General features: G+C 49.1%; 22 protein-coding genes. 13 read left to right on the top strand and 9 right to left on the bottom strand.

Features of this window, described 5'->3' with window-relative positions:
- Positions 1-113 precede the first annotated feature (113 nt).
- The 4 genes from AC4EYZ_RS16535 to AC4EYZ_RS16550 all read left to right on the top strand — a co-directional run bounded on the left by AC4EYZ_RS16535 (position 114) and on the right by AC4EYZ_RS16550 (position 2,942).
- Positions 114-1,076: an RpnC/YadD family protein gene (locus AC4EYZ_RS16535; RefSeq protein WP_474191165.1), complete on the top strand. Its 963-nt coding sequence runs from the start codon at positions 114-116 to the stop codon at positions 1,074-1,076.
- A 215-nt stretch (positions 1,077-1,291) separates the two neighbouring features.
- Entirely contained in the window at positions 1,292-1,756 is a 465-nt protein-coding gene (locus AC4EYZ_RS16540; RefSeq protein WP_138799404.1) for a tellurite resistance TerB family protein, read from the top strand.
- On the top strand, positions 1,749-2,342 hold the full coding sequence (locus AC4EYZ_RS16545) for an exopolysaccharide biosynthesis protein (protein WP_009287523.1): 594 nt from the start codon (positions 1,749-1,751) through the stop codon (positions 2,340-2,342). Before AC4EYZ_RS16540 ends, AC4EYZ_RS16545 begins: the two co-directional genes overlap by 8 nt.
- Positions 2,343-2,384: 42 nt before the next feature.
- Complete coding sequence (locus AC4EYZ_RS16550) at positions 2,385-2,942, top strand: YqhA family protein (RefSeq protein ID WP_138799405.1); 558 nt, start codon at positions 2,385-2,387, stop codon at positions 2,940-2,942.
- 22 nt (positions 2,943-2,964) lie between these two features.
- Here AC4EYZ_RS16550 and AC4EYZ_RS16555 read toward each other — a convergent pair whose 3' ends face one another.
- The gene (locus tag AC4EYZ_RS16555) at positions 2,965-3,987 is read right to left on the bottom strand and encodes a serine hydrolase domain-containing protein (RefSeq protein ID WP_474191164.1); all 1,023 of its coding nucleotides are present in this window, start codon (positions 3,985-3,987) and stop codon (positions 2,965-2,967) included.
- Between the two features lie 179 nt (positions 3,988-4,166).
- Here AC4EYZ_RS16555 and AC4EYZ_RS16560 point away from each other — a divergent pair, with 179 nt between their 5' ends.
- Positions 4,167-4,487, top strand: a complete 321-nt coding sequence (locus AC4EYZ_RS16560) for a helix-turn-helix domain-containing protein (RefSeq protein WP_278369351.1) — start codon at positions 4,167-4,169, stop codon at positions 4,485-4,487.
- A 325-nt stretch (positions 4,488-4,812) separates the two neighbouring features.
- Here AC4EYZ_RS16560 and AC4EYZ_RS16565 read toward each other — a convergent pair whose 3' ends face one another.
- Complete coding sequence (locus AC4EYZ_RS16565) at positions 4,813-5,184, bottom strand: hypothetical protein (protein WP_039859540.1); 372 nt, start codon at positions 5,182-5,184, stop codon at positions 4,813-4,815.
- 172 nt (positions 5,185-5,356) lie between these two features.
- Here AC4EYZ_RS16565 and AC4EYZ_RS16570 point away from each other — a divergent pair, with 172 nt between their 5' ends.
- The 5 genes from AC4EYZ_RS16570 to AC4EYZ_RS16590 all read left to right on the top strand — a co-directional run bounded on the left by AC4EYZ_RS16570 (position 5,357) and on the right by AC4EYZ_RS16590 (position 14,117).
- Positions 5,357-6,682: a UDP-glucose dehydrogenase family protein gene (locus AC4EYZ_RS16570; RefSeq protein ID WP_490203892.1), complete on the top strand. Its 1,326-nt coding sequence runs from the start codon at positions 5,357-5,359 to the stop codon at positions 6,680-6,682.
- A gap of 231 nt (positions 6,683-6,913) precedes the next feature.
- Positions 6,914-8,269 carry a flagellar filament capping protein FliD gene (fliD, locus tag AC4EYZ_RS16575; RefSeq protein ID WP_490203893.1) on the top strand — a complete coding sequence of 452 codons (1,356 nt, stop codon included), beginning with the start codon at positions 6,914-6,916 and terminating at the stop codon, positions 8,267-8,269.
- Positions 8,270-8,444: 175 nt separating this feature from the next.
- A complete protein-coding gene (gene fliD / locus AC4EYZ_RS16580) occupies positions 8,445-9,797 on the top strand; it encodes a flagellar filament capping protein FliD (RefSeq protein ID WP_490203894.1) in 1,353 nt (450 codons plus the stop codon).
- 172 nt (positions 9,798-9,969) lie between these two features.
- A complete protein-coding gene (locus AC4EYZ_RS16585) occupies positions 9,970-10,866 on the top strand; it encodes a flagellin N-terminal helical domain-containing protein (RefSeq protein WP_490203895.1) in 897 nt (298 codons plus the stop codon).
- Between the two features lie 188 nt (positions 10,867-11,054).
- On the top strand, positions 11,055-14,117 hold the full coding sequence (locus tag AC4EYZ_RS16590) for a glycosyltransferase (RefSeq protein ID WP_490203896.1): 3,063 nt from the start codon (positions 11,055-11,057) through the stop codon (positions 14,115-14,117).
- A 109-nt stretch (positions 14,118-14,226) separates the two neighbouring features.
- On the opposite strand, the gene AC4EYZ_RS16595 is transcribed toward AC4EYZ_RS16590, so the two are convergent.
- The 7 genes from AC4EYZ_RS16595 to AC4EYZ_RS16625 all read right to left on the bottom strand — a co-directional run bounded on the left by AC4EYZ_RS16595 (position 14,227) and on the right by AC4EYZ_RS16625 (position 19,948).
- Complete coding sequence (locus AC4EYZ_RS16595; RefSeq protein WP_490203897.1) at positions 14,227-15,039, bottom strand: sulfotransferase family protein; 813 nt, start codon at positions 15,037-15,039, stop codon at positions 14,227-14,229.
- On the bottom strand, positions 15,036-15,728 hold the full coding sequence (locus AC4EYZ_RS16600; RefSeq protein ID WP_490203898.1) for a class I SAM-dependent methyltransferase: 693 nt from the start codon (positions 15,726-15,728) through the stop codon (positions 15,036-15,038). The genes AC4EYZ_RS16595 and AC4EYZ_RS16600 overlap by 4 nt, the downstream gene beginning before the upstream one ends.
- On the bottom strand, positions 15,725-16,675 hold the full coding sequence (locus AC4EYZ_RS16605; RefSeq protein ID WP_490203899.1) for a hypothetical protein: 951 nt from the start codon (positions 16,673-16,675) through the stop codon (positions 15,725-15,727). Before AC4EYZ_RS16605 ends, AC4EYZ_RS16600 begins: the two co-directional genes overlap by 4 nt.
- A complete protein-coding gene (locus tag AC4EYZ_RS16610; RefSeq protein ID WP_490203900.1) occupies positions 16,672-17,490 on the bottom strand; it encodes a DegT/DnrJ/EryC1/StrS family aminotransferase in 819 nt (272 codons plus the stop codon). The genes AC4EYZ_RS16605 and AC4EYZ_RS16610 overlap by 4 nt, the downstream gene beginning before the upstream one ends.
- A gap of 330 nt (positions 17,491-17,820) precedes the next feature.
- Entirely contained in the window at positions 17,821-18,558 is a 738-nt protein-coding gene (locus AC4EYZ_RS16615; protein ID WP_490203901.1) for a WbqC family protein, read from the bottom strand.
- On the bottom strand, positions 18,555-19,649 hold the full coding sequence (locus AC4EYZ_RS16620) for a DegT/DnrJ/EryC1/StrS family aminotransferase (RefSeq protein WP_490203902.1): 1,095 nt from the start codon (positions 19,647-19,649) through the stop codon (positions 18,555-18,557). The genes AC4EYZ_RS16615 and AC4EYZ_RS16620 overlap by 4 nt, the downstream gene beginning before the upstream one ends.
- Before the next feature lie 41 nt (positions 19,650-19,690).
- Complete coding sequence (locus AC4EYZ_RS16625) at positions 19,691-19,948, bottom strand: hypothetical protein (RefSeq protein ID WP_490204291.1); 258 nt, start codon at positions 19,946-19,948, stop codon at positions 19,691-19,693.
- A gap of 542 nt (positions 19,949-20,490) precedes the next feature.
- On the opposite strand from AC4EYZ_RS16625, the gene AC4EYZ_RS16630 reads away from it, so the two are divergent.
- The 3 genes from AC4EYZ_RS16630 to AC4EYZ_RS16640 all read left to right on the top strand — a co-directional run bounded on the left by AC4EYZ_RS16630 (position 20,491) and on the right by AC4EYZ_RS16640 (position 23,753).
- Positions 20,491-21,942, top strand: a complete 1,452-nt coding sequence (locus AC4EYZ_RS16630; RefSeq protein WP_490203903.1) for a flagellin N-terminal helical domain-containing protein — start codon at positions 20,491-20,493, stop codon at positions 21,940-21,942.
- Between the two features lie 196 nt (positions 21,943-22,138).
- The gene (locus AC4EYZ_RS16635) at positions 22,139-22,816 is read left to right on the top strand and encodes a hypothetical protein (protein ID WP_490203904.1); all 678 of its coding nucleotides are present in this window, start codon (positions 22,139-22,141) and stop codon (positions 22,814-22,816) included.
- A 166-nt stretch (positions 22,817-22,982) separates the two neighbouring features.
- Positions 22,983-23,753 (top strand): amino acid ABC transporter substrate-binding protein, encoded by a 771-nt coding sequence (locus AC4EYZ_RS16640; RefSeq protein WP_490203905.1) that lies wholly within the window; start codon positions 22,983-22,985, stop codon positions 23,751-23,753.
- Positions 23,754-23,791 lie beyond the last annotated feature (38 nt).

Consider the following 23,791-nt stretch of genomic DNA (forward strand, 5'->3'; position numbering starts at 1 on the left):
GGTAAGGGCATCTAGTCAGTAGAGCTCTTTTTTGTTGATGTGCAGATAGCATGAAGGGGTATCGCGCTAGCTAGGCGCCACTGTGCTAGCATTTGAGTGGAATAGGAGTTTGCATGAGCGAAGCGGATACCTCCCAGCCTGCTGACCACGACAGTCCTTGGAAAATGGCGCTTGATGGGTACTGCCAAGAATTTTTGGATCTGCTGTTCCCAGCCATTCATGAACAAGTGGATTGGTCGAAAGGCTTTAGCTTTCTCGATAAGGAGTTACAGCAGATTACAGCGGATGCCAACAGTGGCAGGCGTTACGCCGACAAGTTGATCAAGGTCTATGCACAGGACGGCAGCGAGACGTGGGTTCTGATCCACGTTGAGGTGCAGGGGGAGCCGGAGGAGGCGTTTTCTGAGCGAATGTACACCTATCAGTACCGGCTACGTGACCGCTACGGGGTGGATGTGGTGAGCTTGGCGGTGTTGGCAGATATCCGCGATAGCTTCCGGCCCACCACTTTTCGCTATCAGCGCTGGGGATGCGAGCTGACCTTTACCTTCCCCACGGCTAAACTGATGGATTGGGAAGCAAACTGGACGAAGCTCGAAGCAAGCGATAACGTCTTTGCGCTGGTGGTCATGGCCCAGATCTACGCTAAGCGATTGAAGGACGGTGCAACGCGTAAGGATGTCAAGATTGCTCTCATTCGGCTGCTGTATGAACGAGGCTACAGCCGTGAACAGATTGTGCGGTTGTTCAATATCATCGACTGGATGCTCCAACTGCCGAGAGCTCTGGAGTCTGAGTTTGTCCAGGCGGTCTACGCCATACAGGAGGAAAAACACATGCCTTATGTCAACACTGTTGAGCGCTTTGAGCGAGAAAAAGAGCGTCAAGAAGGGCGCCAGGAAGGGCGTCATGAAGGAGTGGAAGGTACGTTGCGTAAGCAAATCGCCTTGAAGTTTGGTGAGATGCCCGATTGGGCAGATCAGCGCCTGACATTGGCTTCAGACACGCAGCTAGACGAGTGGGTAGTACAGATTCTGACGGCAGATAGCTTGGAAGCTCTGCTTGATAAGCAATAACCTGCTAGTCAGTATCCTCACTCATCGCACTAAAGAGGGCAGCCCTGAGGCTGCCCTATGTGTATCCGCTTAATAATGGTTTTTCACTCAGTGATACTCATTTGGGTATACCCTAAGTGCTTCCGCAACTCGTACTTAATAGTTACCCAATATCTATGAATGCACTTCAAGGCTTAAGTACGGTCAGAAGTCGGTAGCTATAAATGGAGAGTAAAATGCTGAACGCCATTAGTGATTTCTTCCAGCGCTCGCTGGCGCAACCCGAGCAGCGCGAAAATCAAACGCTTACCCTGGAACTGGCCACCGCAGCACTGCTGTGTGAAATCGTCCGCGCCGATTATGACACCACCGATGAAGAGCTTGCCGCGCTGCGCCTTATGCTGACCGAGCGCTACCAGCTCAGCGCTAGCGATGTGGAAGAGCTGATGACGTTGGCACAAACAGAAGTGGATGAGGCCGTCGATCATTACCAGTTTGTTAGCCTGATCAAAGAGCACTATAACTACGACCAGCGCTGTGAGCTGGTCGCGCAAATGTGGCAGCTGGCCTGGGCCGATGGCAGCGTTGACCCGCTTGAAGAGCACCGTATTCGTCGCTTGGCGGATTTACTGTATGTTAGCCATAGCGATTTTATCCGTACCAAACTGCACGTAGAGGAGCGCAATAAACCCGATGCATAACCGCAACGAAGACTCGAATTTAATGGATCTAATCAGCTCGATTGAGCGTATGGAGCAGGATGCTTCGCGGGTCAGCGTTGACGATGTTGTTCACGCCGTTGGGCGGCGCTCGTTTGGGCCGCTGCTGCTGGTTGCCGGGCTGATTACGCTCACCCCGATCATTGGCGATATACCCGGCATGCCGACCTTAATGGCCGCATTGGTATTGCTGGTTTCCGTACAGTTACTAGCGGGAAGTGAGGCGTTTTGGCTGCCCCGTTGGTTGCTAAAACGCTCTCTCTCCCGTCAAAAGTTTGATAAAGGCATTCAGCTGATGAAAAAGCCTGCCCGCTGGATAGATGGACTATTGCGGGTGCGATTACCTTGGCTGACGGGCTACATCGGTATCCGGGTAACTGCCTTGATGTGCTTATTGATTGCCTTGGCCATGCCGCCGATGGAGTTTATTCCCTTTTCGGCCAACGGAGCGGGGCTTGCGCTTACCCTGCTGGGGTTAGGCTTGGTTGCCCGTGATGGTATCGTGCTACTGCTGGGGTTCGTGCTGTTCGTCGCCACCTGCGTATTGATCACGATGAGTCTGATATAGCAGCGTTATATAACAACTTTTATATAACAACAGGAGTATGCCATGACTGATCCGGTTTCAACGCCGCCTAAGCCCCCCGAGAGCCAGAGCCACTGGGAGCGACGCATTGAAACAGCGCTGTGGAATTCGCGCTTTTTGGTCATGCTGGCGGTCGTGCCCAGCTTATTGGGTTCATTGATGCTGTTTATCGTCGGTACCGTGGATATTTTCAAGGTAGTCGCCGACGTGATGGGTTACTACCTATTGGGTGGCACCCAGGACATTCACGACAGCCTGGTGCCCGATATCATCATTGCGGTGGACATCTATCTGATTGCCATCGTATTGCTGATTTTCGGCTTAGGTGTTTACCGACTGTTTGTCTCCCGTATTGACCAAGCCGAAGCGAGTAATCTGCGCCACCCGTTTAACGTCGCTTCATTAGACCAACTGAAAGATAAAATCGCCCGGGTGGTGATTCTAGCGGTGATCATTGAGTTTTTCCGCGCCGTGGTGGATATCCGTTTTGCCACGCCCCTGGAAGCCATCTACTTAGCGCTTTCAGTGCTGGCGCTGGCCGCCGCGCTCTACTTGATGAGCCTAGGCCATAAAGGCGAGTAAGCGCACCCGCGACCTGGCTGTGCTACTCGTCATTTTCAGCTAACAAACCTTCTACCAGCCTGTTTAACCGCTGCTGGAACTGCCCGCCCGGCGAGGGTGGGTTAGGGTCTGAGGTGATCACTACAGTCATCTCACGTTCTGGAATAACGTAAAGCGCCTGACCGCCATAGCCACGCCCGTAGTACACGTCTTCGCCTGCCAACTGCGTAATAAACCAACCATAGCCGTATCCGTCGCCAGTCCAGCGCGATGTACCGCGCGGCTGCCATGATTCTTCCACCCAACCCTCCGGCAGAATGCGCTGCTCGCCTCCTGCTTCATTCACTACGACGCCATCATTACGATACAGCTCGCCTACCTCAATGAGTGCTCGTGGCGAGAGCTGCATATCATTGCCGCCAAAGTAGATCCCTTGGGGGTCGCGTAGCCAGGGGCGAATGGTGATATTAAGCGGATCACCCAATAGGCGCTGGGCAAGGGAATGGGTCGTCTCGCCGCTGGCGTGGGTGAGTGCGGCGGAAAGTAGATGGCTGGTGCCGGTGGAATAGAGCATCTGCCCACCCGGCTCATCCACGAATGGGCGCGTCATCGCATCGTTCACCCAGTTGGCGCTGGCCACCCAGGCGCCATAGTTGCTGCCAGAAGTGCGCTCAAGCCCAGCCTGCTGGGCGAGCAGATGCGCCACGGTGATATCCCCAACTTGCGGATCAATACCGCGCGGTAGATGCTCGCCAAACAGCGCCACCATAGGTTGCTCAGCGGATTCAATGATGTCCGTTTCAATCGCTGCACCCGTAATGGCAGCCAGCACCGTTTTGGACAGCGATTTAATATTGGTAGGCGACGCCACCCCCGGCCCACCTTGGTGAAGCTCGTGGATAATCTCACCGTCATAGGCCACTACCACGCTGTGCACGCGGTTTAGCTGGCGGGTTTGCCGGTCTAGCGTCTGGAGTGTGTTTGCAGAAGGTTCATTAGCGGCTGCATAGGCGGTGGGTAACAACGAAGTAACAGCAAACGAAACAAGCAAAGCAGTAGCGCGCATCGCAACACCTTCGGTATAAGTGGCAACGGTTCGAGGTTTAGAAGTAGCAGAGGTTCCACAGCAGATAACCGCTAGAAGTAAGGCCAGGTAGTACTTTCTGAGCCTGGAACTATGTGTCTGTGTCTTAAAAGATCACATGTGGTCTTTTATAGCCATTTTTAGTGTATAATGGATTATAAATGAGCCATTATTTAGAGGTTTCCATGGCCCTGACTCACTCTCTACTTGCCCCTGGTGAACTGTCCCAGCAGGTCGGTGCCAATGCACGAGAAGCGCGACTGGCGCAGAACCTTTCCCGTAAAACCTTGGCGCAGATGGCGGGTATTTCTGAGTCCACCATTAAACGATTCGAATCCAGTGGGCAAATAACTCTCGATGGCCTAGTGCTCATTGCCACAGCGCTGGGTGCCACACGCGAAATTGCCGAGCTCTTCAAGCATGAGCACCCTATCTCACTTGAAGAGATCAAGCAGGTAGGGCGTGTCCGGGGGCGAAAATGAAGCCATATTACGCAAAAGCAGAAAAAGCCTGCTAGGCTGGAGGTGTTGGCTAATGGGTAAGCAAGCCTTTGATTTCCCTAAAACGCAATAAGCAAGGAGTGCCCTATGCGTAATATTATCTACATTATTGGCCTTATCGTGGTTGTGCTGTTCATTCTGTCAATGCTCGGCCTGCGCTAAGCTACATAGAACTAGGTCTTATAGGGTCAGGCTTTAAAAATGAGCCTGAAGAACATAAGACCAAGCAAAAAACGCCCAAAGCTTTCGCTTATGGGCGTTTTTTTTGATCAGCTGTTTAGGGCAGCAATGTTTGGTGGCAGAGGGATTAGGCGCAGTCAGCGGCCCCTTGGCCAAACATATCAAACATCAATTCGCGGCCAAGGCAGGTTAATACAAAACGGCCATACTCATTAAAGGTTGCTGCCTCACTGTCTTCCATCACCTGTTGGCAGGTTGCCCAGGTGGGCGTGGCAGAACTAAGTGCCGACAACTCGCGGCGGGCTAAGCCGCGCTGGGGAAGGGTAATGGTTTCAAGTACATGACCATGATCGTACAGCAGCTCAGCGGCAATCGATAAACACTGGCGAAGGCTACGTTGAACGTTTGCGGTGGTCGATGACCCATAAGACGATGGAGTAGAGCGTTCTTTCGTCAGTTCTGGAGGCGTAGGTTTTGAAGTCATAAGTCTCGGAGTCATAGCATGTTCTCCTGCGGTCAGCACCAAGTCGGGCTTGTTGCAGCGCATTATAAACCAAAATCGATGTTAGACCAAGGTCTATAGTTTAGAGAGAATCTCCCACTATTGAACTCATCAACGGTAGGTCAATGTGCTACGCTCGCTACCACGTATTTTAGCGAGTTAATAAGTCATGCATATCAGTGTATTCGGAACCGGTTATGTCGGCCTTGTCGCAGGCGCCTGTTTAGCCGATGTTGGTCATCAAGTCACCTGTATGGATGTTAACGCTGATCGGATTGATCAGCTTAATGGCGGAGAGGTGCCGATCTTCGAGCCAGGGCTAAGCACTATCGTTGCCCATAACGTGGCGGCTGGCCGTTTACGCTTTACTACCGACGCTGCCCAGGCGGTAGCCGATGGCGAACTGCTGTTTATCGCCGTGGGAACGCCGCCCGATGAAGATGGCAGTGCCGACCTACGCTATGTATTAGAGGTGGCGCGCACCATCGGCCAGCATATGGATAGCTATAAGCTGGTGATTGATAAGTCTACCGTGCCGGTGGGCACCGCGGAAAAAGTCCACGCCGTTATCAGCGATGTGCTCGAACAGCGCGGTGCATCGCTCGCGTTCGATGTGTGCTCGAACCCTGAGTTTATGAAGGAGGGGGCGGCGATCGAAGACTTTACCCGTGGCGCGCGGATTATCGTTGGCACGGAAAGCGAGCGGGTAAAAGCGCATATGCAAGAGTGCTACGCCCCCTATAACCGCAACCACGAAAAGCTGATGTTTATGAGCGTGCGGGCCGCAGAGCTGACCAAATATGCCGCCAACGCCATGCTCGCCACCAAAATCAGCTTTATGAACGAGATCGCCAATCTTGCCGAACGCCTCGAAGTTGACGTTGAAGACGTACGCCGAGGGATTGGCAGCGACCCCCGCATTGGCTATCACTTCATCTACCCTGGCTGCGGCTACGGCGGCTCCTGCTTCCCCAAAGATGTCCAGGCGTTAGAGCGCGCCGCGCGTCAATTAGGCTATACACCGGAACTGCTCAGCGCCGTCGAGTCAGTGAATTTACGCCAAAAGCAGACCCTGTTCACAAAACTGCAAGATAACTTAGGCAATCTAAGCGGTAAGACCATTGCAGTATGGGGCTTGGCCTTTAAACCCAACACGGATGATATGCGTGAAGCCCCAAGCCGCACGTTAATGGAAGCACTCTGGCAAGCGGGCGCTAAGGTGCAGGCGTTTGATCCCGAAGCCATAGCAGAATGCCGACGTATTTACGGGGAGCGGGATGACTTGATGCTAGCAGGCGACCGTATCCAGGCAGTCAAAGGCGCAGATGCCCTAGTGATCTGCACCGAGTGGAAAGAGTTTCGTAGTGTCGATTTCAAGTGGTTAGCCGATCAGCTGGCTGAAAAAGTCGTCATCGATGGGCGTAATTTGTACACGCCAAGTGCCGTTAAAGAAGCGGGGCTGCGTTACGTTGGGGTAGGGCGGAAGAGCAGCTAAAAGAAGAATCTATTATTGTGATTTTTCTCATTAATTGGTGATGTCTGTTACGCCTTGTTACTTTAAACAACGTCTTAATACGAAAAAAAGAAGAAGAATATTTAAGTTATTCTTCACCTAGCCGAGGTTTTAAGGTAATTGTATTAAAAACAGTGTTACGCAGGCTTCGCAGATAAAGGGTATTGGGAGCAGTCAGCGTAGCTACATGTATTCAAAAAAGGCATTGGTTCTATGGCTTCTATTGCATCACTAGGCATCGGTTCTGGGCTGGATCTCAACGGATTGCTTGGTCAGTTGAAAGAGGCAGAGCAAGCAAAGCTTGAGCCCATTGCGCAGCAGATTAAGTCTGAGCAAACGCAGATATCTGCCTACGGTCAGCTTAAAAGTGCGCTTGAGCAGTTTCAAAGCTCTGCTCAAGCCCTCAATGATGGGTCGTCATTCGATAGTCTGACAACCAATGTAGAAGGCAGTGCAGTTGGTGCTGTTAGCAGTAATGAGGCTCAGCCAGGCCAGTACGAAGTGGAGGTCAATCAGTTAGCTACTGCCAGTAGCTTGGTGACGGAGCGTCTGGAAACAGCAGTGGAAAGTATAGTGACGGGCGAACAGTCTTTAGATTTTACTATCGCTGATGGAAACCTGACCACGATTACTATCCCCGACGGCAGTTCTCTTGAAGATATGCGTGACGCCATTAATGAACAGAGCGATGGCCGCTTAAACGCCTCAATTATCAATGATGGCGAAGGATATCGGCTTTCCGTTAATGCTACAGATACCGGCGCAGATGCGAGTATTGAAAGCACTAATTTTTCTGACATTCTGGCCGCTGGCGTCGCAACCTCCGATGCACAGGTGGTTCAAGCGGGCCAGGATGCAGCGTTTAACGTCAATGGAATCGATATCGTTAGCCCCACCAATCAAGTGGAAGGTGCAATTCAAGGCGTTACCTTGAACCTTGCTGAGGCTGGCGCGACGAGCACTGTAACCGTTGAGCAGGATGACGAAGCTATTCGCGAGCAGGTCACCGCTTTTGTCGATGATTTCAACACACTTAAAGAGACCATTACGACTTTGACAGCCTTTGACCCAGAGACGGGCCAGGCGGCAGGGCTGAATGCCGATGCCACCACTCGCGCTGTTGAAAGAGAGATTCGCCAAACAATCAGTGCTGTTGTCGGCGGAGATGGCTTTAACGTGTTATCCGATATTGGCATTTCACTCCAAGTGGATGGCAAGCTGGAGATTGACGAAGATAAATTAGATAGCATTGTCGCTACTCAGCCAGACCAGCTAGCCAGTTTTTTTGCAGGCAATAGCGAAGAGGGCGGCATGGCTGGACAAATAGCTTCAGCGCTTGAGGGCCTTGTGGGTACAGGTGGTCGGCTTGAAAGCGCTGTTAGCTCATCTGAAAGCCGTGTTAGTTCTTTAGAAGACCGTTTTGCGACCACTGAAAACCGTATCGAACAAACCGTTGAGCGTTATCGCACGCAGTTTCAAGCAATGGACGGTATGGTGGCGCAAATGAATCAGACCAGTGCCTATTTGACCCAGCAGTTTGCCGTGTTGGGACAGCAAAACCAAGGTTAAGCAGATAAACTAGCTAAATTAATAGCTTACAAGATGCCCTGCACTATGTGCTGGGCATTTTTCTTTGCAATGCTTTAAAAACAGCTTAAAAAAGGCATTACCTCTAAAGTTTGTTCCTCCGCAGCCGATAGATTACCTAGACACCTTTCTCTACTTCTTATAAGGAATGAGCCCCATGGCATCGATCACAGCACTCGGTGTAGGTTCTGGATTGGATCTTTCAGGTTTGGTGGATCAGCTAAAAGCGGCCGAACAGCAAAAGCTTGTGCCTATTCTAGAGCAGAAAAGTGCTCAGCAAACCAAGATTTCTGCCTATGGGCGCCTTGAGTCAGCAATGGATAGGGTGCAAACCTCTATCGCTGCGCTGAATGACGCTTCTACGTTTAAACAGCAAAAAAGCACCGTGACGGGCGATGGCGTATTGGCGACCGCAGGCGAAACCGCTAATGCCGGGCGCTATGAAGTAACCGTTACCCAACTGGCTCGCGCAGGCAGCGCTGCTTCCAGCAGCGTAGCGCTAGACCAAGAGCTAACAGCAGCCGATGCGACGCTAACGCTTGAGTTTGGTGCTGGCGGTACCCAAACAAGCTACGACGTGACTATTTCAGCAGGCAGTACGCTGGCGGATGTCCGTGACCAAATTAACGCGGATAAAGAGTCTGGCGTCACCGCTTCTATCGTGAATGACGGCACTGGGTACCGCTTAGCGCTGAGCTCAAAAGAGACGGGCCAAGATGCTTCACTGGAGGGCTTCTCAGGTTTGGCATCGCTGACCATGGATGCAGCCACCCAGCGTTCAGGTCAGGACGCTGAACTGAATGTTAATGGCATTGCTATCACCAGTAAAACCAATCGCGTTGAAGAGGCAATTCAAGGCGTAACGCTTGATCTCACAGAGGCCTCTGGAGACCCCGTTACGCTGGTGATTGAACGTGATGACGCGTCGCTGAGAGGAGCCATTGACGAGTTCGTTAAAAACTATAACGAAATGAAATCCACCGTTGGTCGAATGACCGCATACAACGGCGAAGGCGAAACGTCTGGCGAACTAATTGGCGACCGCACCGTGCGTACCATTGAAGACCGCCTACGCCGGGATATTACCGACAACCTCGGAACCGGCGATATCTCACGGCTTTCTCAACTAGGTATTGCCATTGATGAGAAGGGACGACTTAAGGTCGATGAAGATAAGTTGGACGATGCAGTAGCCAATAACCCTGAAGGGCTATCTGCCTTTTTTGCGGGCGACACCGAAGAAGGCGGCTTTGCAGGGCGCTTAAATGCAACGCTTGAAACCATCACTGCAGAAGATGGCATTATTCAAAGCTCGGTGACTAGCGCTGAGCAGCGGGTTGATAGCCTGGATGTGCGTAAGCTGCGTATGGAGGCAAGTATTGAGCGAAGCACAGAGCGTTACCGCAAGCAGTTTGGGCAATTGGATGGCTTGATCGCCCAAATGAACTCCATGAGCAGCTATCTCTCCCAGCAGTTCAGCATGCTGAGTAACATGCAGAACAGCAAATAAGAAAGTAGTTCAGAACGCAGTTGAGAGGGTAGTTGAAATAGTTACAGTGAATTACATAAAAAAGCGTAATTTTTTCTAAAGAATTTGATGGGCCTGCCGTTAATTAATATAACGGCGACGCAAGCGCCGCTAAGCAGGCCAATTGGCCAGTTAATCTTCGAGGAGCACTCACATGTCTGTAATCAACACTAACATTACGGCCCTGATTGGCCAGAACAACCTGTCCAACTCTCAGTCTATGCTGGCCAAAGCGCAAGAGCGTCTTTCTTCTGGCCTGCGCATCAACAGCGCCTCTGATGACGCTGCTGGCCAAGCCATTGCCAACAAAATGACTGCTCAGATCAAAGGCATGGATCAAGCTAGCCGTAACGCCAGCGACGGTATCTCCCTGGTACAAACCATGGAAGGCGGCCTTGACCAAATTAACGACAACCTGCAGCGTATCCGTGAGCTGGCGGTACAGGGTGCCAACGATACCAATGCCCAAGAAGATCGTGATGCGATCGTCACCGAGATCAATGAGCGCTTAGAAGAAATTGAGCGTGTTGCTGACAGCAATAATTTCAACGGAACTAAACTACTTAACGTCGCAAGTGGCGGTACTACTGGCCAGCTAAACATTCAGGTAGGGTCCAATACTGACGGTGAAGACGTAATTAAAGTCAATCGTGTAGATGCTACGGTTAGTGGACTTGGCCTAGAAGAGGCTACTGATGGCGGTACTGTTGCGGCAGTATCTGGTGGCAAATTTGTTGCTACTGCTGCAGCTTCAGGTGGCGCTACGCATGAAGAATTCCAGAATCTGATTGACGGGATTGATGAGGCAACCCAAGGGCTCGATACCAACCGCGCTGAGCTGGGTGCTACGCTTAACCGCTTCGACTCGGTAATCGATAACTTGGCGACCACCTCCACTAATCTCTCCGAGGCCCGTTCGCGAATTGAAGACGCCGATTACGCAGTGGAAGTATCGAACATGACACGTGCTAACATTCTCCAGCAGGCTGGTACTTCGATGCTGGCACAGGCTAACCAGACCCCACAGTCTGTACTGTCTCTGCTGGGCTAATACCCTTGCTGGTAATGCTGAACTAGAAAATAACGACGGGGCCAATCGGCCCCGTTTTTATTTGCTCCAGCTCCTGCGCAAAGCTGATCGCGAGAACACCTACTTTATTATAGGCGCATTCGCGCCTTTGCTTGCCGCGCTAGAACAGTAAACTAGGTAAATTGTCCCTTTTCTGTGTGAGTCGCTTCATGGTTAAAACCACTGCCACATCTACTACTCAAAAACGCAAGCCCCGCATCCTTTGGGCCAATCCTTTCTGTTTGATGGATACTTCAAGCGGTGCCAGCATGACCGTTCGTCAAATGTTGATGCAATTGGTTGCGCATGGCTATGACGTTCAGATACTGGGTGCGACCGTATTCGACAACACCAAGGGGATGGGGCGGCTCAAAGAGCAATTTCCAAACTTAAGTACCCACCTGCATCAGTTGATCGAAGCTGATGACGGATCACTTAAACACCAGCTGGTAGTGAGCTATAGCCATAACCGTGACCACTTTACGGCGCATGAAGAAGGGCTTTGGTACAGCCAGTACCTTTATCTACTGGATTCCTTTAAGCCGGATGTTGTTTGGTATTTCGGTGGTCAAACCTTAGAAATGCTAATTGCCAATGAGGCTCGTGATCGCGGTATTCCTGTCGCCTTCTATCTGGCGAACGGCAACTATAAAGCACCGAACTGGTGCCGTGATGTTGATTTGATACTGACTGATAGCCAAGCTACGGCGGATATGTATCGTAAAACGGTAGGTTATACGGCCAAGCCGGTGGGCAAGTTTATCTCACCAGGAAACTTCATCGCCGAACAGCATGAACGTAAACGTCTGCTGTTTGTTAACCCTAGTTGGCAAAAAGGCGCGAGTGTATTTGTCCAGTTGGCTGAAAAGCTGGAGCGCGAAAGGTCCGATATTGAGCTTGAAGTGGTTGAGGCGCGAGCCGACTGGCCAGCGGTACTGCGGCAAACCACTCGCCAAATGGGTAAGCAACGTGACTCATTAAGCAATGTGATCATCACTGCCAACACTAGCGATATGCGCGGCCCTTATAGCCGCGCTCGTGTTGTGGTGGCGCCGAGCTTATGGTGGGAAAGCTCAGGGCGTGTGCTGGCAGAGGCAATGCTTAATGGGATTCCGGCGCTAATTACCAACCGCGGTGGCATGCCCGAAATGATCGGCAATGCCGGTATCGCCTTTGATTTTCCAGCCGCTTGTTACGAAGAGCCCTACCAACACCTGCTTAGCGATGAAGAGCTTCAACCGTTAGTGGATGCAGTCATCAGCTTTTTCGATGATGAAGCGCTTTACCAAGACTATGTGGCTCGCGCTTGGCAAGTAGGCAAAGAGAAACACCACCTTAACCGAGCAACCGACAAGCTACTTACCGCGTTAACGCCCCTGGTAGGGCTTCGTGCTGGCAACAAAGATTTCGCCATTACCCAAAAGAAGCGTCACCGCCAGCGCTTAGCCAGTCGCGCAACCAAGCCTGAATTTAAGGTCGATAATTCACTGCAGCAGTTGCTTAGCGCCGAACAACCCAGCGCTAAGCAGAGCAACACAGAGCTTCAGGCTAACCGTTTGACGCTTACTGACGATTTTACCTGGCAAATCAAAGGTAAAATTATGGTGCTCGACAACCGCGCCAGCCTGATCAAAAGTGGCCTTGCCGATCAAATGGTGGCGACAGGTGCCTTTGGTATTGTTGCCTTTGATCCCGCAAGCGAAATAAAGAATACCAAGCAATACGAAGGCAGTGAGTATATACAGCTATTTCAGCACGCTCTGCTCGGCAATGGGGAGCCAACAAAGCTGCATGCCTGTGTCGCTCCGGAAATGACCAGCACGCTGCTACCGCTGCCGGTCGAGCAACTCCCAAAGCGCCATCACCTAGGCGCAAAACCATTGGCTGAACTGCCCATTAATACCGTAGCGCTGGACAGTATTGATGGTCTGGGAAGTCTTGACTGGCTAATTCTTGATGAGTTGAGCGATACCATGGCCGTGCTAGAAAATGGTAAAGAGTCACTCACAGACACGCTACTGATTCAGGCGAGGATCCCCTTTCAGTTTACCCACGAAAAACAGCCCAGACTGGCCGAACTTCAGCATTGGGCTAGCCGAAACGGTTTTCGTTTTTATCGCTTCCATAATATTAGCCACTACAGCCATTTGCCAGAAAAGCTAAGCGCCAAAACAGTCTGCGCCACTGAGCAGGAGAGCGGCGATGTGCTCTTCCTTCCTAGTCACGAGCGCATGGCTAATCTGAGCGAGAAAGAAAGGATGAAGCTAGCCTTTATTCTCAGTGCAGGCTTTGCAGCGCACGATGTGGCTTTTGATTTGATAGCAGGCGTTAGCCAGGATAAAGCGCTTGAGTTTCTTGAAGCGCAGGAGCTTTTACCTAAAGTGCCAGCGCCAAAATCACAGGTGCCACCACCAGCAGGCCCACCGATCCCACAGATCGAGCATATTAAGGGTGAGCCTGTAGTGAGTGTGGTTTGCGCCACATATAACCATGTTGAATTTATCGAGGATGCGATAAAGGGATTTATTGCGCAGAAAACATGCTTTCCTTTTGAAGTGATCATTCACGATGATGCTTCTACAGATGGTACTCAAGAGGTTATAAAGCGCTACGCAGATCAATATCCTGAATTAATTCGCCCTATCTATCAGAAAGAGAACCAGTATTCTCAAAATAAAAGACCATTAGACCACTGCCTTCCTGTGGCTAAGGGTAAATATATTGCTATATGCGAGGGCGATGATTATTGGACAGATGCTAATAAGCTAAAGATTCAGCATGACTACATGGAGAAAAATCCTGAGTGTGTTGTAACACATCATAATGCATTTGTTTTTAATAGTGAATTTTTATTAGAAAAATCAAAGCTTCCAGAACACTGTATTAGAAATTTTACAAGTGAAGAGTTGCTGAAGAATGAATGTTTTTTGCTCTCGCTTTCAATTATGTTTAGGAAAAAATTTAGTAAGTTTCCAAAGGAAAAGGGGAATGTTGGGAATGGAGATAATTTTCTTATTTCACTGCTAGGGCTTTATGGAAATAGTTGCTATTTAGATGAGGTGCGCCCAGCAGCTTATAGAGTGCACCCAGGCTCTACTTGGTCTAGCAAGAGTATAGAAGAGAAAAACAAGATGCTTGCCAATAGCTTATATTGGATTGGAAAATATCATGAGAGAAAAGGTCGGAATGACATATCGTGTTATTATTATACAAAATCTAAAATGATAGAATAAAAAAATATTTGGATCGCACTTAATGATTTAAGGACGATAAGTTCATTTATCTATACAAGGTTTTTGATTCCACTCATTGCTCTGGAAATACTTCCGACGTGACTGATGTTCAACGCACGAATTGCTCTAGACGAGTTCCGGCCACATCAGCGTAAACTTCTTCAATGATGTGGGGGGACAGTTCAAATCGCCATTTTTCCGCAACACTCTTGTTTTTGTAAACGGCATAGTAGCTATCCCCATGTACAGATGTGCTCTCCCGCAGGAAGCGTTGAGTGGCTTCATCATAGGAAATTCCTAGAAATTTAAAAAGTGCAGAAATGGTTCGTTGCGGATCATAAACGACATCTTCATAACGTAGCAGTGCGAACCTATCTGGGTACTTATCACGCAGATCCAAATACATATGTGCGACCTCCTTCCACTTGTAGTAGCCGAAATAGTCCTCGTTGCCTTTGTTCTTGCAATTGCCAAAACGCCATTCTCTAAGAAGCTCCGAGCCAGGAGGAAACTCCTTTGGATTCTTGCTCCATGAGTTGAGTACAGCACATGGATGGCGCACAATACCGACAGCTTTCAAGTATGAAACGCGGCGTAACATGGGTTCTAGCATGGACTGATAGCGATTTTCCTTAAATACCAGAGTATGAGGATTGGGGTGCTTCTCGAACTGTGGATAATCTCCAGCGGTGCGTTTATCTTCCTGCGTCAAGAATGAGGACTCAGTATTATACATGTCGAGAAAAAGCTGATGATACTCATCAGGGCTGGAATCCTCGTTTACGCGTCCCTTGAATTCATAAGCAAAAAAGGGCTGAAAACGAAAACATACATCTGGATGGCTGTTCAAGATTTGGGCGATCCAGCTTGTGCCACTTCGGGCCACGCCGGCAACATAGGCAACATTATTGAGTGCAATCATCGCTGTACTCTCAAATCAAAACGAAAATGGGCATAAATTTGTTCGTATGGCTGTTGGATTACATTTGCGTGCTGGAAGCCAGTGCTTTCCGCAAGCCGCAAAAACCATGACGTATCAAACCATGTGCCGACAACGTCCCGATCACCGATCTGGTTGTCGAAATACAGGGCTAGCCTCTCTGGGGTGTTGTAAAAAGACCACAGCCTCCCACGATCTGGGATTTCGCCCACGAAGAGTATGCCGCCGGGCTTCAACCACTTGAATATCTGACGTAAGAGAGCAACGGTTTCACCCTCCGAAAGATATTGAATTCCTGCATATAGTAAGACGCGTGAGAATGAACTATCTTCAAAGCTAAGCTTTCGGATGTCTGATCGCAGCGTCTTTACATTTTGTTGTTTCCGCTGATCGATTTTAGCGAGTAGATCCTCTGATATGTCCACGGCAGTTACTGACCTGCAACGAGGTGCCAAATGCGCCGTAATCAAGCCATTGCCACTGCACAGATCTAGGACGTCATCGGTTGCACTAACAGGAAACTGTTTGTCTAAGTAATCCAGCGTAAGCTGCCAACGTTCAGCTGTAATCGGCTGCTTGTTAAATGTGCGTAGCACTTGCGTTTGTTCATCCGCTCCTATAGAAGTGCGGCCATGTCTCTTCCAGAAATCCAGCCAGTACTCGGCGCTCATATAGCGTTCCTCAAACGATCAACCATGGGTTGCAAGTCTCTTGGTGTGTACCGATGATCAATCGGCAGTGGGAGCAATTCCACACTAAGACGCTTTTCAAAATCGAAACCGCCCACGTTACGAGTAAGTATATCTGGCCACAAAGAGGGGACGAATATGCCATCGGCATAAAGATTGTCCCGTTTTACAGTAGAGTTCGGCAAGTACGGGTAACAGAATGGCACATCACTCACTTGTTGCAATGACAGCTGGTTGTGTTCTCCAAGTGCTGAATGTAGGAATTTAAAATTGCGATGCCTCGCCTCAGCAACGCTGGCTATATCAACACCACGTAGTATGCCTTCTGAAACCTCAGAAATACGATAAATGCTACAGTCTAAGTTTCGTTCGTATCGTTTGTACGCTTCGTAAGCTTCGTTCTGGCGTCCTAGCCTTCGCAACAAGCCATGCGTGAGGGAGATACCTTTGAACCGCTCTGCCTCCACATTAAGAGCCTCAGGTGCAAATAGGAAGGCGCCATCAGGCACCCCGAAATACTTTCGAGCGGACGTAAATGACCAGTGCCCAAGGTGCCCAGATCTAAAGAAATCATGAGTATCATCTAGCAATGCTTGCTGACCGAAGCGCTTCTTAATCTCATCGGTATGCTGGCCACAAACTCCGAAATAATTAGTCCAAAGAATGTATTCCCCCTCATCCAACGAAGGTAAATTCTGAGGAAATAAAGTTTCGTCCAATGCATAGGTTCTAGTTTCGATGCCCAGATGCACGAATGGTTCGAGCGCGGCATCGCAAGTATAAAAAGGAACATGTACTCGCTTAGGTGCCAAATGCTGGAGCATCACCATCATGCAAGCGCGGCCCGTGCTTAAGGCATGTGCCTGCGTGTGTAAACGCGCTCCGGCACATGGCAGTTCAAGTTCAAAAAATCCACCGATTGTTGTCATGCGCGCAGCTCTTCAAGAATTGTTATGAGTCGATCAGTGAGGCGTTCAAGGTCCGCTTGATCAGTATCCTGATGAATAGGCAGGTTGAGTATGCTCTTTGATAGTGCATGACTAGCTGGAAATTCTTCTGCAGTGATCGCTTCAATCAATCGGTAGTACAGAGCAATTGTAGGTAAGTCTTCTTCCATAAGTTTGAAATAAAGTTTTTCGCGCAGACCGTCATGCACAACTATTGGAAAATCGTGTGGAACCAATTGCTCGCTATCAGGATAGAGAACCGTGAGGCCGTCAATATTTGCCAGGCGGTTAGCTAGCCACTGGTAATTATCGCGTCGTTCGTTTGCAGCAGAGACCATATCCGTACGCAGGAATTGCTCCAAGCAAGCATATGCGCAACGATCGGCGCCACTAGGTTCGGGCAGAGTCATATTTGGATCATTCACCCTCAGAATACCGCCGGTTGGCACGGCAATAGATTTGTGCAGGCTATAGAAGGCCGCATGCCCAACACTGCCTGGGCCTGTGTTGTTATAAAGCGGCCATGGGATATGCGCGCAATCTTCAATCAAGAGGGTTTGATATCGTTCGCAAAGTTCTCTTAGTTTTAGAAGGTCAACGTGGACAATACCGAAGTAGTGCACCGCTAAGAGGAGTGGATGCCGCCCAGTCTTCATCATCGATTCTAACTGATCCAAATTGGGTCGAAGATGATCGTCAAGGGGGTATAAAGTATAGGGCGTGTGTGTTGCTTGAATCGGGTCGATGATGCCCGAGCCTTCACGATCTGTTATCCCGACATATGCAGGAAGCAACATAGATTCGCCCTCCTGGAAGCGAATTCCTTCAAGAATAAGCCTCCACCCAACTCTGGCAGACGAAGTAAATGCTAATCGCTTGGCGAAACGCATGGGATTAGTCGCAGTACGTTGGATCATAGTTTTCCGGCCCGATAGCATATAAATAATTTAAAGGTTTAATTATCATGCCTTTTTCGTATTGAAGCTTAAGTATTCATCATGAAGATAAAGCAATTGATTTTCACATCGAATCGTAGTTTTTCTGTAAACAATGTAGGTTTAAATATTTTTTTAGTTGATAGCGGTTTCTGTCTCATATTGGTATATTGAGTAGAATGGTTTTTTAATTTATAAATTTTCAATTTGTTGCTTGCTGAGCATAGAGAAGTCATTTTCCAATATTTTCTGTATAGAGTTTTTATCATTCCACATCATAATGTCAATAATTGATAATCCTTCTACAAATTTTTCTCGATATTGAGGGTATGCATTGAGTGATGGTTTTAAGAATCGAAGAGCGATTTTTTCTTTATCAAATTCATTTTGGTTAAATATTTTACTGCCACCATAAAGGTTGGTATATTGTTCTGCTTTCTTTGCTTTAGATATCTCGAGTGCCCATTGTCCAGGGTGGCTTATTTCTGGCAGATCCCAGCTTTGTTTTGATTGAGATGATATAGGCGTTTGAATGCCAATATATTTTGCTGTTTGATTTAGTGTTCGTTCTAACATTGTGCTTAGTTTTTCATCTTTATAAGACAGGCATTCATATAAGAAATCTAATGTTTCATTATAATGAGGTGCCTTTTTGTAGATTGTTAATTTCCCCAGGATATTGTCAACCCATCGATGATTGGGCGATATTTTAATTTCATTGATGTGAGGGAATTGGCCACGCTTAGACAACGGTACAGTAATATACTGCCAAGCTTTTTCTATGTTTGGATGTAGAATTCGATTTCGATTTACCCATCCTTTGTCAATAAACTGTATATCATCAAAAATTATCCACTCATCGACATGATTCATTAGCTGAAAATAGCCGATGTATGGAAAAAAATATGGCTGCATGATCGCCAGATTCATAATTTTAATTCCATCTTTATTAATTCAATAATACGTAATTGCTCTAGCTGGGTTAGCCTTTCAAAAATCGGTAAGCACAATATGCTACTGGCAATGTCTTGTGATATCGACTTTTTTACATGGATACCCAAGCTCTCGACTGACTCTAGCGACGGGTAAAAGTACCGTCGGGACTGTACGCCGTTTTCTTTGAGGATGGCGGCAACGTGCATGGCTTGGTCTTCGCTTTCGAACACCACAGGAAAGTAGGCGTAGTTGTACATAAGAGTATCGTGTTTGGCTTGTAGTTGCAGGGGTTTCGGCAATGTTTGCTCGTACCTATGCCAAACTTGTGCCCGTGCCTTCAAGTTTTCCTTCATTTCATCCAGCACACAAAGCCCCATTGCCGCATTTAGCTCGCTCATTTTGGCGTTGATGCCCAGCTCTTCGATGCTCTCCTGGCCGGTGATGCCGAAGTTGATCATTTTCTTTGCCCGTTCCAGGTCTTCTTTTTTCTTAAAGATAATTGCGCCGCCTTCACCGGTGTGAAATAGCTTGGTGGCGTGGAAGCTAAGCGTAGAGGCGTCGCCATGTTTGAGCAGGCTTTCGCCTTTGTAGCCTACGGCGAAAGCGTGAGAGGCGTCGTAGATCACTTTTAGGTTGTGTTTGCTTGCAATGCCATCAATGGCTTCTACGTCGCAGGCGTTGCCAAATACATGTACAGGTATAATGGCACGGGTTTTCGAGGTTATTGCTGGCTCAATGTTTGTTGGATCCAGGCACCAGGTGTCTGGGTCAATATCTGCAAATACGGGATCCACTCCTTCCCATCTCAGGGAGCTTGCAGTGGCTACAAAGGTGAAAGGCGTGGTTATGGCCTCAGTAGGCGCACGATGGCCGGTAATGCCCAGTGCGCGATAAGCAATCTGTAGTGCTAGTGTGCCATTAGCGACGAGCAATAGGTTTTCTACCCCAAGGTATTCTTCCAGTCGCTTTGTTAGCTGCTGTACCAATTCACCGTTGTTGGTGAGCCAAGCACGTTCGTAAATGCCGTCTATGTAGCGGTCAAGCTTTTCACGGCTAGGCAAGTAGGGCTTGGTTACAGGGATCATAATGTGCCTTTTATTGAACTGAGCAGTTCCACACGCGTCATTTATTTTTCGTTTGCCAGCTGTTGTAAATAAGCTCCGTATCCACTTTTCTCAAGAGGTTCGCTCAGGTTCATCAACTTCCCTTGGCTTAACCAACCCTGATTAAATGCAATCTCTTCCAGACAAGCGACTTTGTAACCTTGTCGTTTCTCAATTGTTTCTACAAATTGTGCTGCTTCTAAAAGGCTTTCGTGTGTACCTGTATCCAGCCAAGAAAAATTAAGACTCAACACTTCTACATGAATATCGCCACGTGACAGGTATCTTTTGCATGATGTCTATCATGCTACGCCACTGTTCTATGCCGTTGTATTGGTATATCGGCAATTTCCTTGGCTTCTTAACCTTTGACATTTGCCTAGCGTGGTTCCTGAGCATCCTGGTGGCATAGCTTATCAAAGTATGCCTGCTCTGATGATTTTGTTCGTGTGATCTCATGAAATAGGCATGTGAAAACAGGTGTTGTTATCGCCTATGTTGCCATAAGGGGCTTGATGGCAAATAGGAGAAAAGGCCTTATGTTAAGGCCTATGCTGAGCATTCGCACGCAGAATGAAGCCGAGTGGCTGACGTTGGATGCCCCAGTAAGTAGGGCATCGCGCCTTCACTTCAAAGGCTGAGCTAGCGGCGCCAGCTCTTCGATATCGAGTGTCTCTTTTGTGTTAAATTCTTCATAAACCTAGGTTGGCTGAGTTCAGCGCTGGACGGTCACAGGATTTGGGTATCTACTCCAGAGAATCCTAAAGTTCCTACCGCTCCTGCCGTTACCTATTGCAACCAATTGTGTACAAGGATGTCCTTAATGGCATTTATTAATACAAATCAACTCTCCTTGGGTGGCCAGAACCAGCTCAAGCGCTCGCAGTCTTCCATGGAGACCGCTATTGAGCGCCTGTCGTCGGGGTTGCGTATCAACGGGGCGAAGGACGATGCAGCAGGGCAGGCTATTACTAACCGCATGGAGTCCAATCTTCAGGCGGGCAAAGCCTTAACCCGAGGCATCAACGATGGCATTTCGCTGATGCAAACTGCTGAAGGTGGTCTTGATAGCATTAACGATATTTTGCAAAGAGCGCGTGAGCTGGCCATTCAATCCGCCAACGGCACCCTATCTGATGCTGATCGCTCCTCGGTCAATGCCGAGTATCAGCAGCTCTCAGAGGAGATCGACCGACTGTCCTTCGGTACAGAGGCGTTTGGTAAGACACCACTCGCTCCCGCTGAACCGCGCCCCTTACCGGTTAAGCTCGGCGAGGCACCTCATATTACTGAGCTTCTTGGGCCTGGTTTTGAGAGTTTTACCTCCGGTACAGTTTCATTGGCTTACATACCTGAGGGGGCCACTAACGTCACGCTGGAGATCGACTCTTTTGGTTTAGATGATGACATTCAGATCTTCACGCAAGATGGGAAGCATCTGATAGGGACGCCTATTGATGGGGCTCATCCTGACCATGTATGGCAGTCCCGGGACGCTACGGATCTTAATGCTTCACTACTCACGCCTGATAATGGATTTGAACCTGGGGCCAGTTACGATGCTAGCCTGCTACAAGATGCAGCGGGGAGCTATGACCTAAACTCGCCGCCTGTTGAACTTGATTATAACGACATGAAAATTACTTATAGCGGCGACGGTGATCGGCTTGATGAGGCATCGGCTGATGATGACGGTACCGAGTTTAACAACGGCAACCTGTCAGAAAATATGCTGGAGCGAGTAACTTTCGATAAAGTCACCGAAAACCTGATTGTTTTCGTGGTAGGCCAAGGTTCATTTAATGCCAGAGCTACCTGGGATGAAATGCCAATTGAGTATGACGACCCCGAGCCAGTATCAACCCCCGTTAGCACTCCTACTAACATCGTGGTCAGTGCGGGGGTTGGTCAGAAAATGGATTCCATCACGATCACTCCTACGCCTTCTGATACACAATCACTGGGGCTTGAAGGAGTGGCGCTGGATCCAATAGAGAAGGCCTTAGAAGCAATACAGAAGCTTGAGCAGGCAATGGGACAGGTTGATGAGTATAGAGGTCAGTATGGGGCGCTCAACAACCGCTTTGAATCTGCCATTGGCACCTTGAGCCAGGAGCAAGTGAGCTTGGGAACTGCTAAGTCGCGAATCGAGGATGCGGATTATGCCGTAGAGACATCTAATATGATGCGCGCACAGATTTTGCAGCAAGCTGGTACTTCGATGCTAGCCCAGGCCAACCAGAATCCCCAAAGCGTGCTTTCTCTGCTGGATTAATTAACTAACCGATTGGTGTGTTAATTGTGCAAGTCCTGACATACGGGCTTGCTTCTTCTAAAACCTCTGCCACTAATTACTTAGCCTGCAAAATTGATCTTCCTGGCGTTTGCTCGATAATGAGTAGTTATCTTCGGTACTCGTCAGCCTGAGGGTGCTCAAACTGTACGTTCCTAACTGGTCAGGAAAACACCCCATGGATCCGCATAAACTGGCGGTAACCTTAGCGATTGCTGCAGGTTGGTTGAGTTTTAACAGCCTTATCGTTTGCATGTATTTCCTACTGAGCGGTAGAGGCGTGCTGGAAGGGGGAATGTGGCGAGGTGGAGAGTGGCTAAGGCTCGGGCAGTCAGTGTCAGCCGATGAGAACAATGAACTGGCCGCTCATCCCCCTGCTGTTGCTAAACAGGTGAATACCTCCTCTACGTTACCCGAGAATGAAGATAGCGTAGAGGAGGTGGCACCTGTAGAGGCAGAAGAGAGCACTCATGTACTGTTTGTGATGTTTGATCAACCGGATATCGCACTCAACAAAAAGCTGTTCTCGAGCCTGCAAAAGTGGGAGGCCCACTACGATGAGGCCTTTCAGGTTTATAGCGTGCCAGGCGTTACCCCGCAAAACCCATTGCGGGTTACCAATGCCTACCCGCCTGGATTGATGCCATCTCCAGAAGCCTTTCAGCAAGAAGAACATTTGATCGGTGGCGTAAGTGTCATCCTCAAAAAGCCAAAGCGCAGGCGCGGGTTTGATAAGGTACAGTTGGAAAAACTGGTTACGTTTGCTCAGGAGTTGGCAGCGCTGGGTGGAGGTGTGCTAGATGCCGATCGCCAAGCCGCTACCTTTAAAACGTTTCAGGCCATTCGCCACAAATAGCCATACATCACGGTGTGACTGCATATTCAATAAAAGAATAAAAATTATCTTTAATATTCTTTTGTATGCTTTTGTCGTAGAGGTAAACTAGCAGCCATCAATGCCTCATGATTATTTGTGTGGCTATTCGGATCGTCGGGATATCGACTAACGAGGAAACAGACTCATGCCACTACCATGCAAGTTGACTACCACCCTCGCTGCGCTTTCGTTGAGCGTTGCTAGCGGGTTTTTCGCCGCCTCTGCCCAAGCCGATACGCTCCGGGTGGGCATGTCCGGCGGTTATTTCCCCTTTACCTTCGTTGAGCAAGATGAACTCAAAGGCTTTGAAGTTGATGTCATGAATGCCGTGGGTGAGATCACCGGTGATGATATCGAGTTCGTCACGGCGAGCTTCTCGGGCTTGGCGGGGATGCTTGAATCTGGTCGTATCGACACCATTGCCAATCAGATCACCATTACCCCGGAGCGAGAAGCGAAGTACGTGTTCACTTCGCCTTACGTGTATGACGGCGCGCAGGTCGTGGTACGGGCAGGCAATGACACCATTAAAGGTGTTGAAGATTTGTCCGGCAAAAGCGTGGCCGTCAACTTGGGCTCTAATTATGAGCAATTGCTACGTGAGCAGCCCAACGCCGATGAAATCGATATTCGTACCTATGAGTCCAATATCGAACAGGATGTGGCGTTGGGACGGGTAGAAGCCTTTGTGATGGATCGCGTGAGTGCTACGCAGGTCATTAAAGAGAAAGGCCTACCGTTAGAGCTGGCGGGGCAGCCGTTCTCGACCATTGAGAACGCATTGCCGTTCCGTGATGATGAAGCGGGCCGTGAGCAGCGCGACCGTGTCGATGCAGCGCTGAGTGAGCTGCGTGAGAATGGCGAGCTGCGTGAGATATCGGAAAAGTGGTTCAATACTGATATCACCCAGCCCTAAACGCTGAACTGATCCGTTCAACGCGGCCGTGGCATTGC

The organism is Vreelandella sp. 162(4c) (assembly GCF_058152265.1).

What these genes read in the sequence shown, in the direction of transcription:
- AC4EYZ_RS16605 (WP_490203899.1), bottom strand. Translation starts at nt 16,675, where the DNA reads ATGACAACAATCGGTGGATTTTTTGAACTTGAACTGCCATGTGCCGGA.
- AC4EYZ_RS16615 (WP_490203901.1), bottom strand. Translation starts at nt 18,558, where the DNA reads ATGAATCTGGCGATCATGCAGCCATATTTTTTTCCATACATCGGCTAT.
- AC4EYZ_RS16620 (WP_490203902.1), bottom strand. Translation starts at nt 19,649, where the DNA reads ATGATCCCTGTAACCAAGCCCTACTTGCCTAGCCGTGAAAAGCTTGAC.
- AC4EYZ_RS16535 (WP_474191165.1), top strand. Translation starts at nt 114, where the DNA reads ATGAGCGAAGCGGATACCTCCCAGCCTGCTGACCACGACAGTCCTTGG.
- AC4EYZ_RS16550 (WP_138799405.1), top strand. Translation starts at nt 2,385, where the DNA reads ATGACTGATCCGGTTTCAACGCCGCCTAAGCCCCCCGAGAGCCAGAGC.
- AC4EYZ_RS16560 (WP_278369351.1), top strand. Translation starts at nt 4,167, where the DNA reads ATGAGCCATTATTTAGAGGTTTCCATGGCCCTGACTCACTCTCTACTT.
- AC4EYZ_RS16610 (WP_490203900.1), bottom strand. Translation starts at nt 17,490, where the DNA reads ATGTTGCTTCCTGCATATGTCGGGATAACAGATCGTGAAGGCTCGGGC.
- AC4EYZ_RS16635 (WP_490203904.1), top strand. Translation starts at nt 22,139, where the DNA reads ATGGATCCGCATAAACTGGCGGTAACCTTAGCGATTGCTGCAGGTTGG.
- AC4EYZ_RS16585 (WP_490203895.1), top strand. Translation starts at nt 9,970, where the DNA reads ATGTCTGTAATCAACACTAACATTACGGCCCTGATTGGCCAGAACAAC.
- fliD (WP_490203893.1), top strand. Translation starts at nt 6,914, where the DNA reads ATGGCTTCTATTGCATCACTAGGCATCGGTTCTGGGCTGGATCTCAAC.
- AC4EYZ_RS16565 (WP_039859540.1), bottom strand. Translation starts at nt 5,184, where the DNA reads ATGACTCCGAGACTTATGACTTCAAAACCTACGCCTCCAGAACTGACG.
- AC4EYZ_RS16555 (WP_474191164.1), bottom strand. Translation starts at nt 3,987, where the DNA reads ATGCGCGCTACTGCTTTGCTTGTTTCGTTTGCTGTTACTTCGTTGTTA.
- fliD (WP_490203894.1), top strand. Translation starts at nt 8,445, where the DNA reads ATGGCATCGATCACAGCACTCGGTGTAGGTTCTGGATTGGATCTTTCA.
- AC4EYZ_RS16595 (WP_490203897.1), bottom strand. Translation starts at nt 15,039, where the DNA reads ATGATTGCACTCAATAATGTTGCCTATGTTGCCGGCGTGGCCCGAAGT.
- AC4EYZ_RS16540 (WP_138799404.1), top strand. Translation starts at nt 1,292, where the DNA reads ATGCTGAACGCCATTAGTGATTTCTTCCAGCGCTCGCTGGCGCAACCC.
- AC4EYZ_RS16570 (WP_490203892.1), top strand. Translation starts at nt 5,357, where the DNA reads ATGCATATCAGTGTATTCGGAACCGGTTATGTCGGCCTTGTCGCAGGC.
- AC4EYZ_RS16545 (WP_009287523.1), top strand. Translation starts at nt 1,749, where the DNA reads ATGCATAACCGCAACGAAGACTCGAATTTAATGGATCTAATCAGCTCG.
- AC4EYZ_RS16640 (WP_490203905.1), top strand. Translation starts at nt 22,983, where the DNA reads ATGCCACTACCATGCAAGTTGACTACCACCCTCGCTGCGCTTTCGTTG.
- AC4EYZ_RS16590 (WP_490203896.1), top strand. Translation starts at nt 11,055, where the DNA reads ATGGTTAAAACCACTGCCACATCTACTACTCAAAAACGCAAGCCCCGC.
- AC4EYZ_RS16630 (WP_490203903.1), top strand. Translation starts at nt 20,491, where the DNA reads ATGGCATTTATTAATACAAATCAACTCTCCTTGGGTGGCCAGAACCAG.
- AC4EYZ_RS16600 (WP_490203898.1), bottom strand. Translation starts at nt 15,728, where the DNA reads ATGAGCGCCGAGTACTGGCTGGATTTCTGGAAGAGACATGGCCGCACT.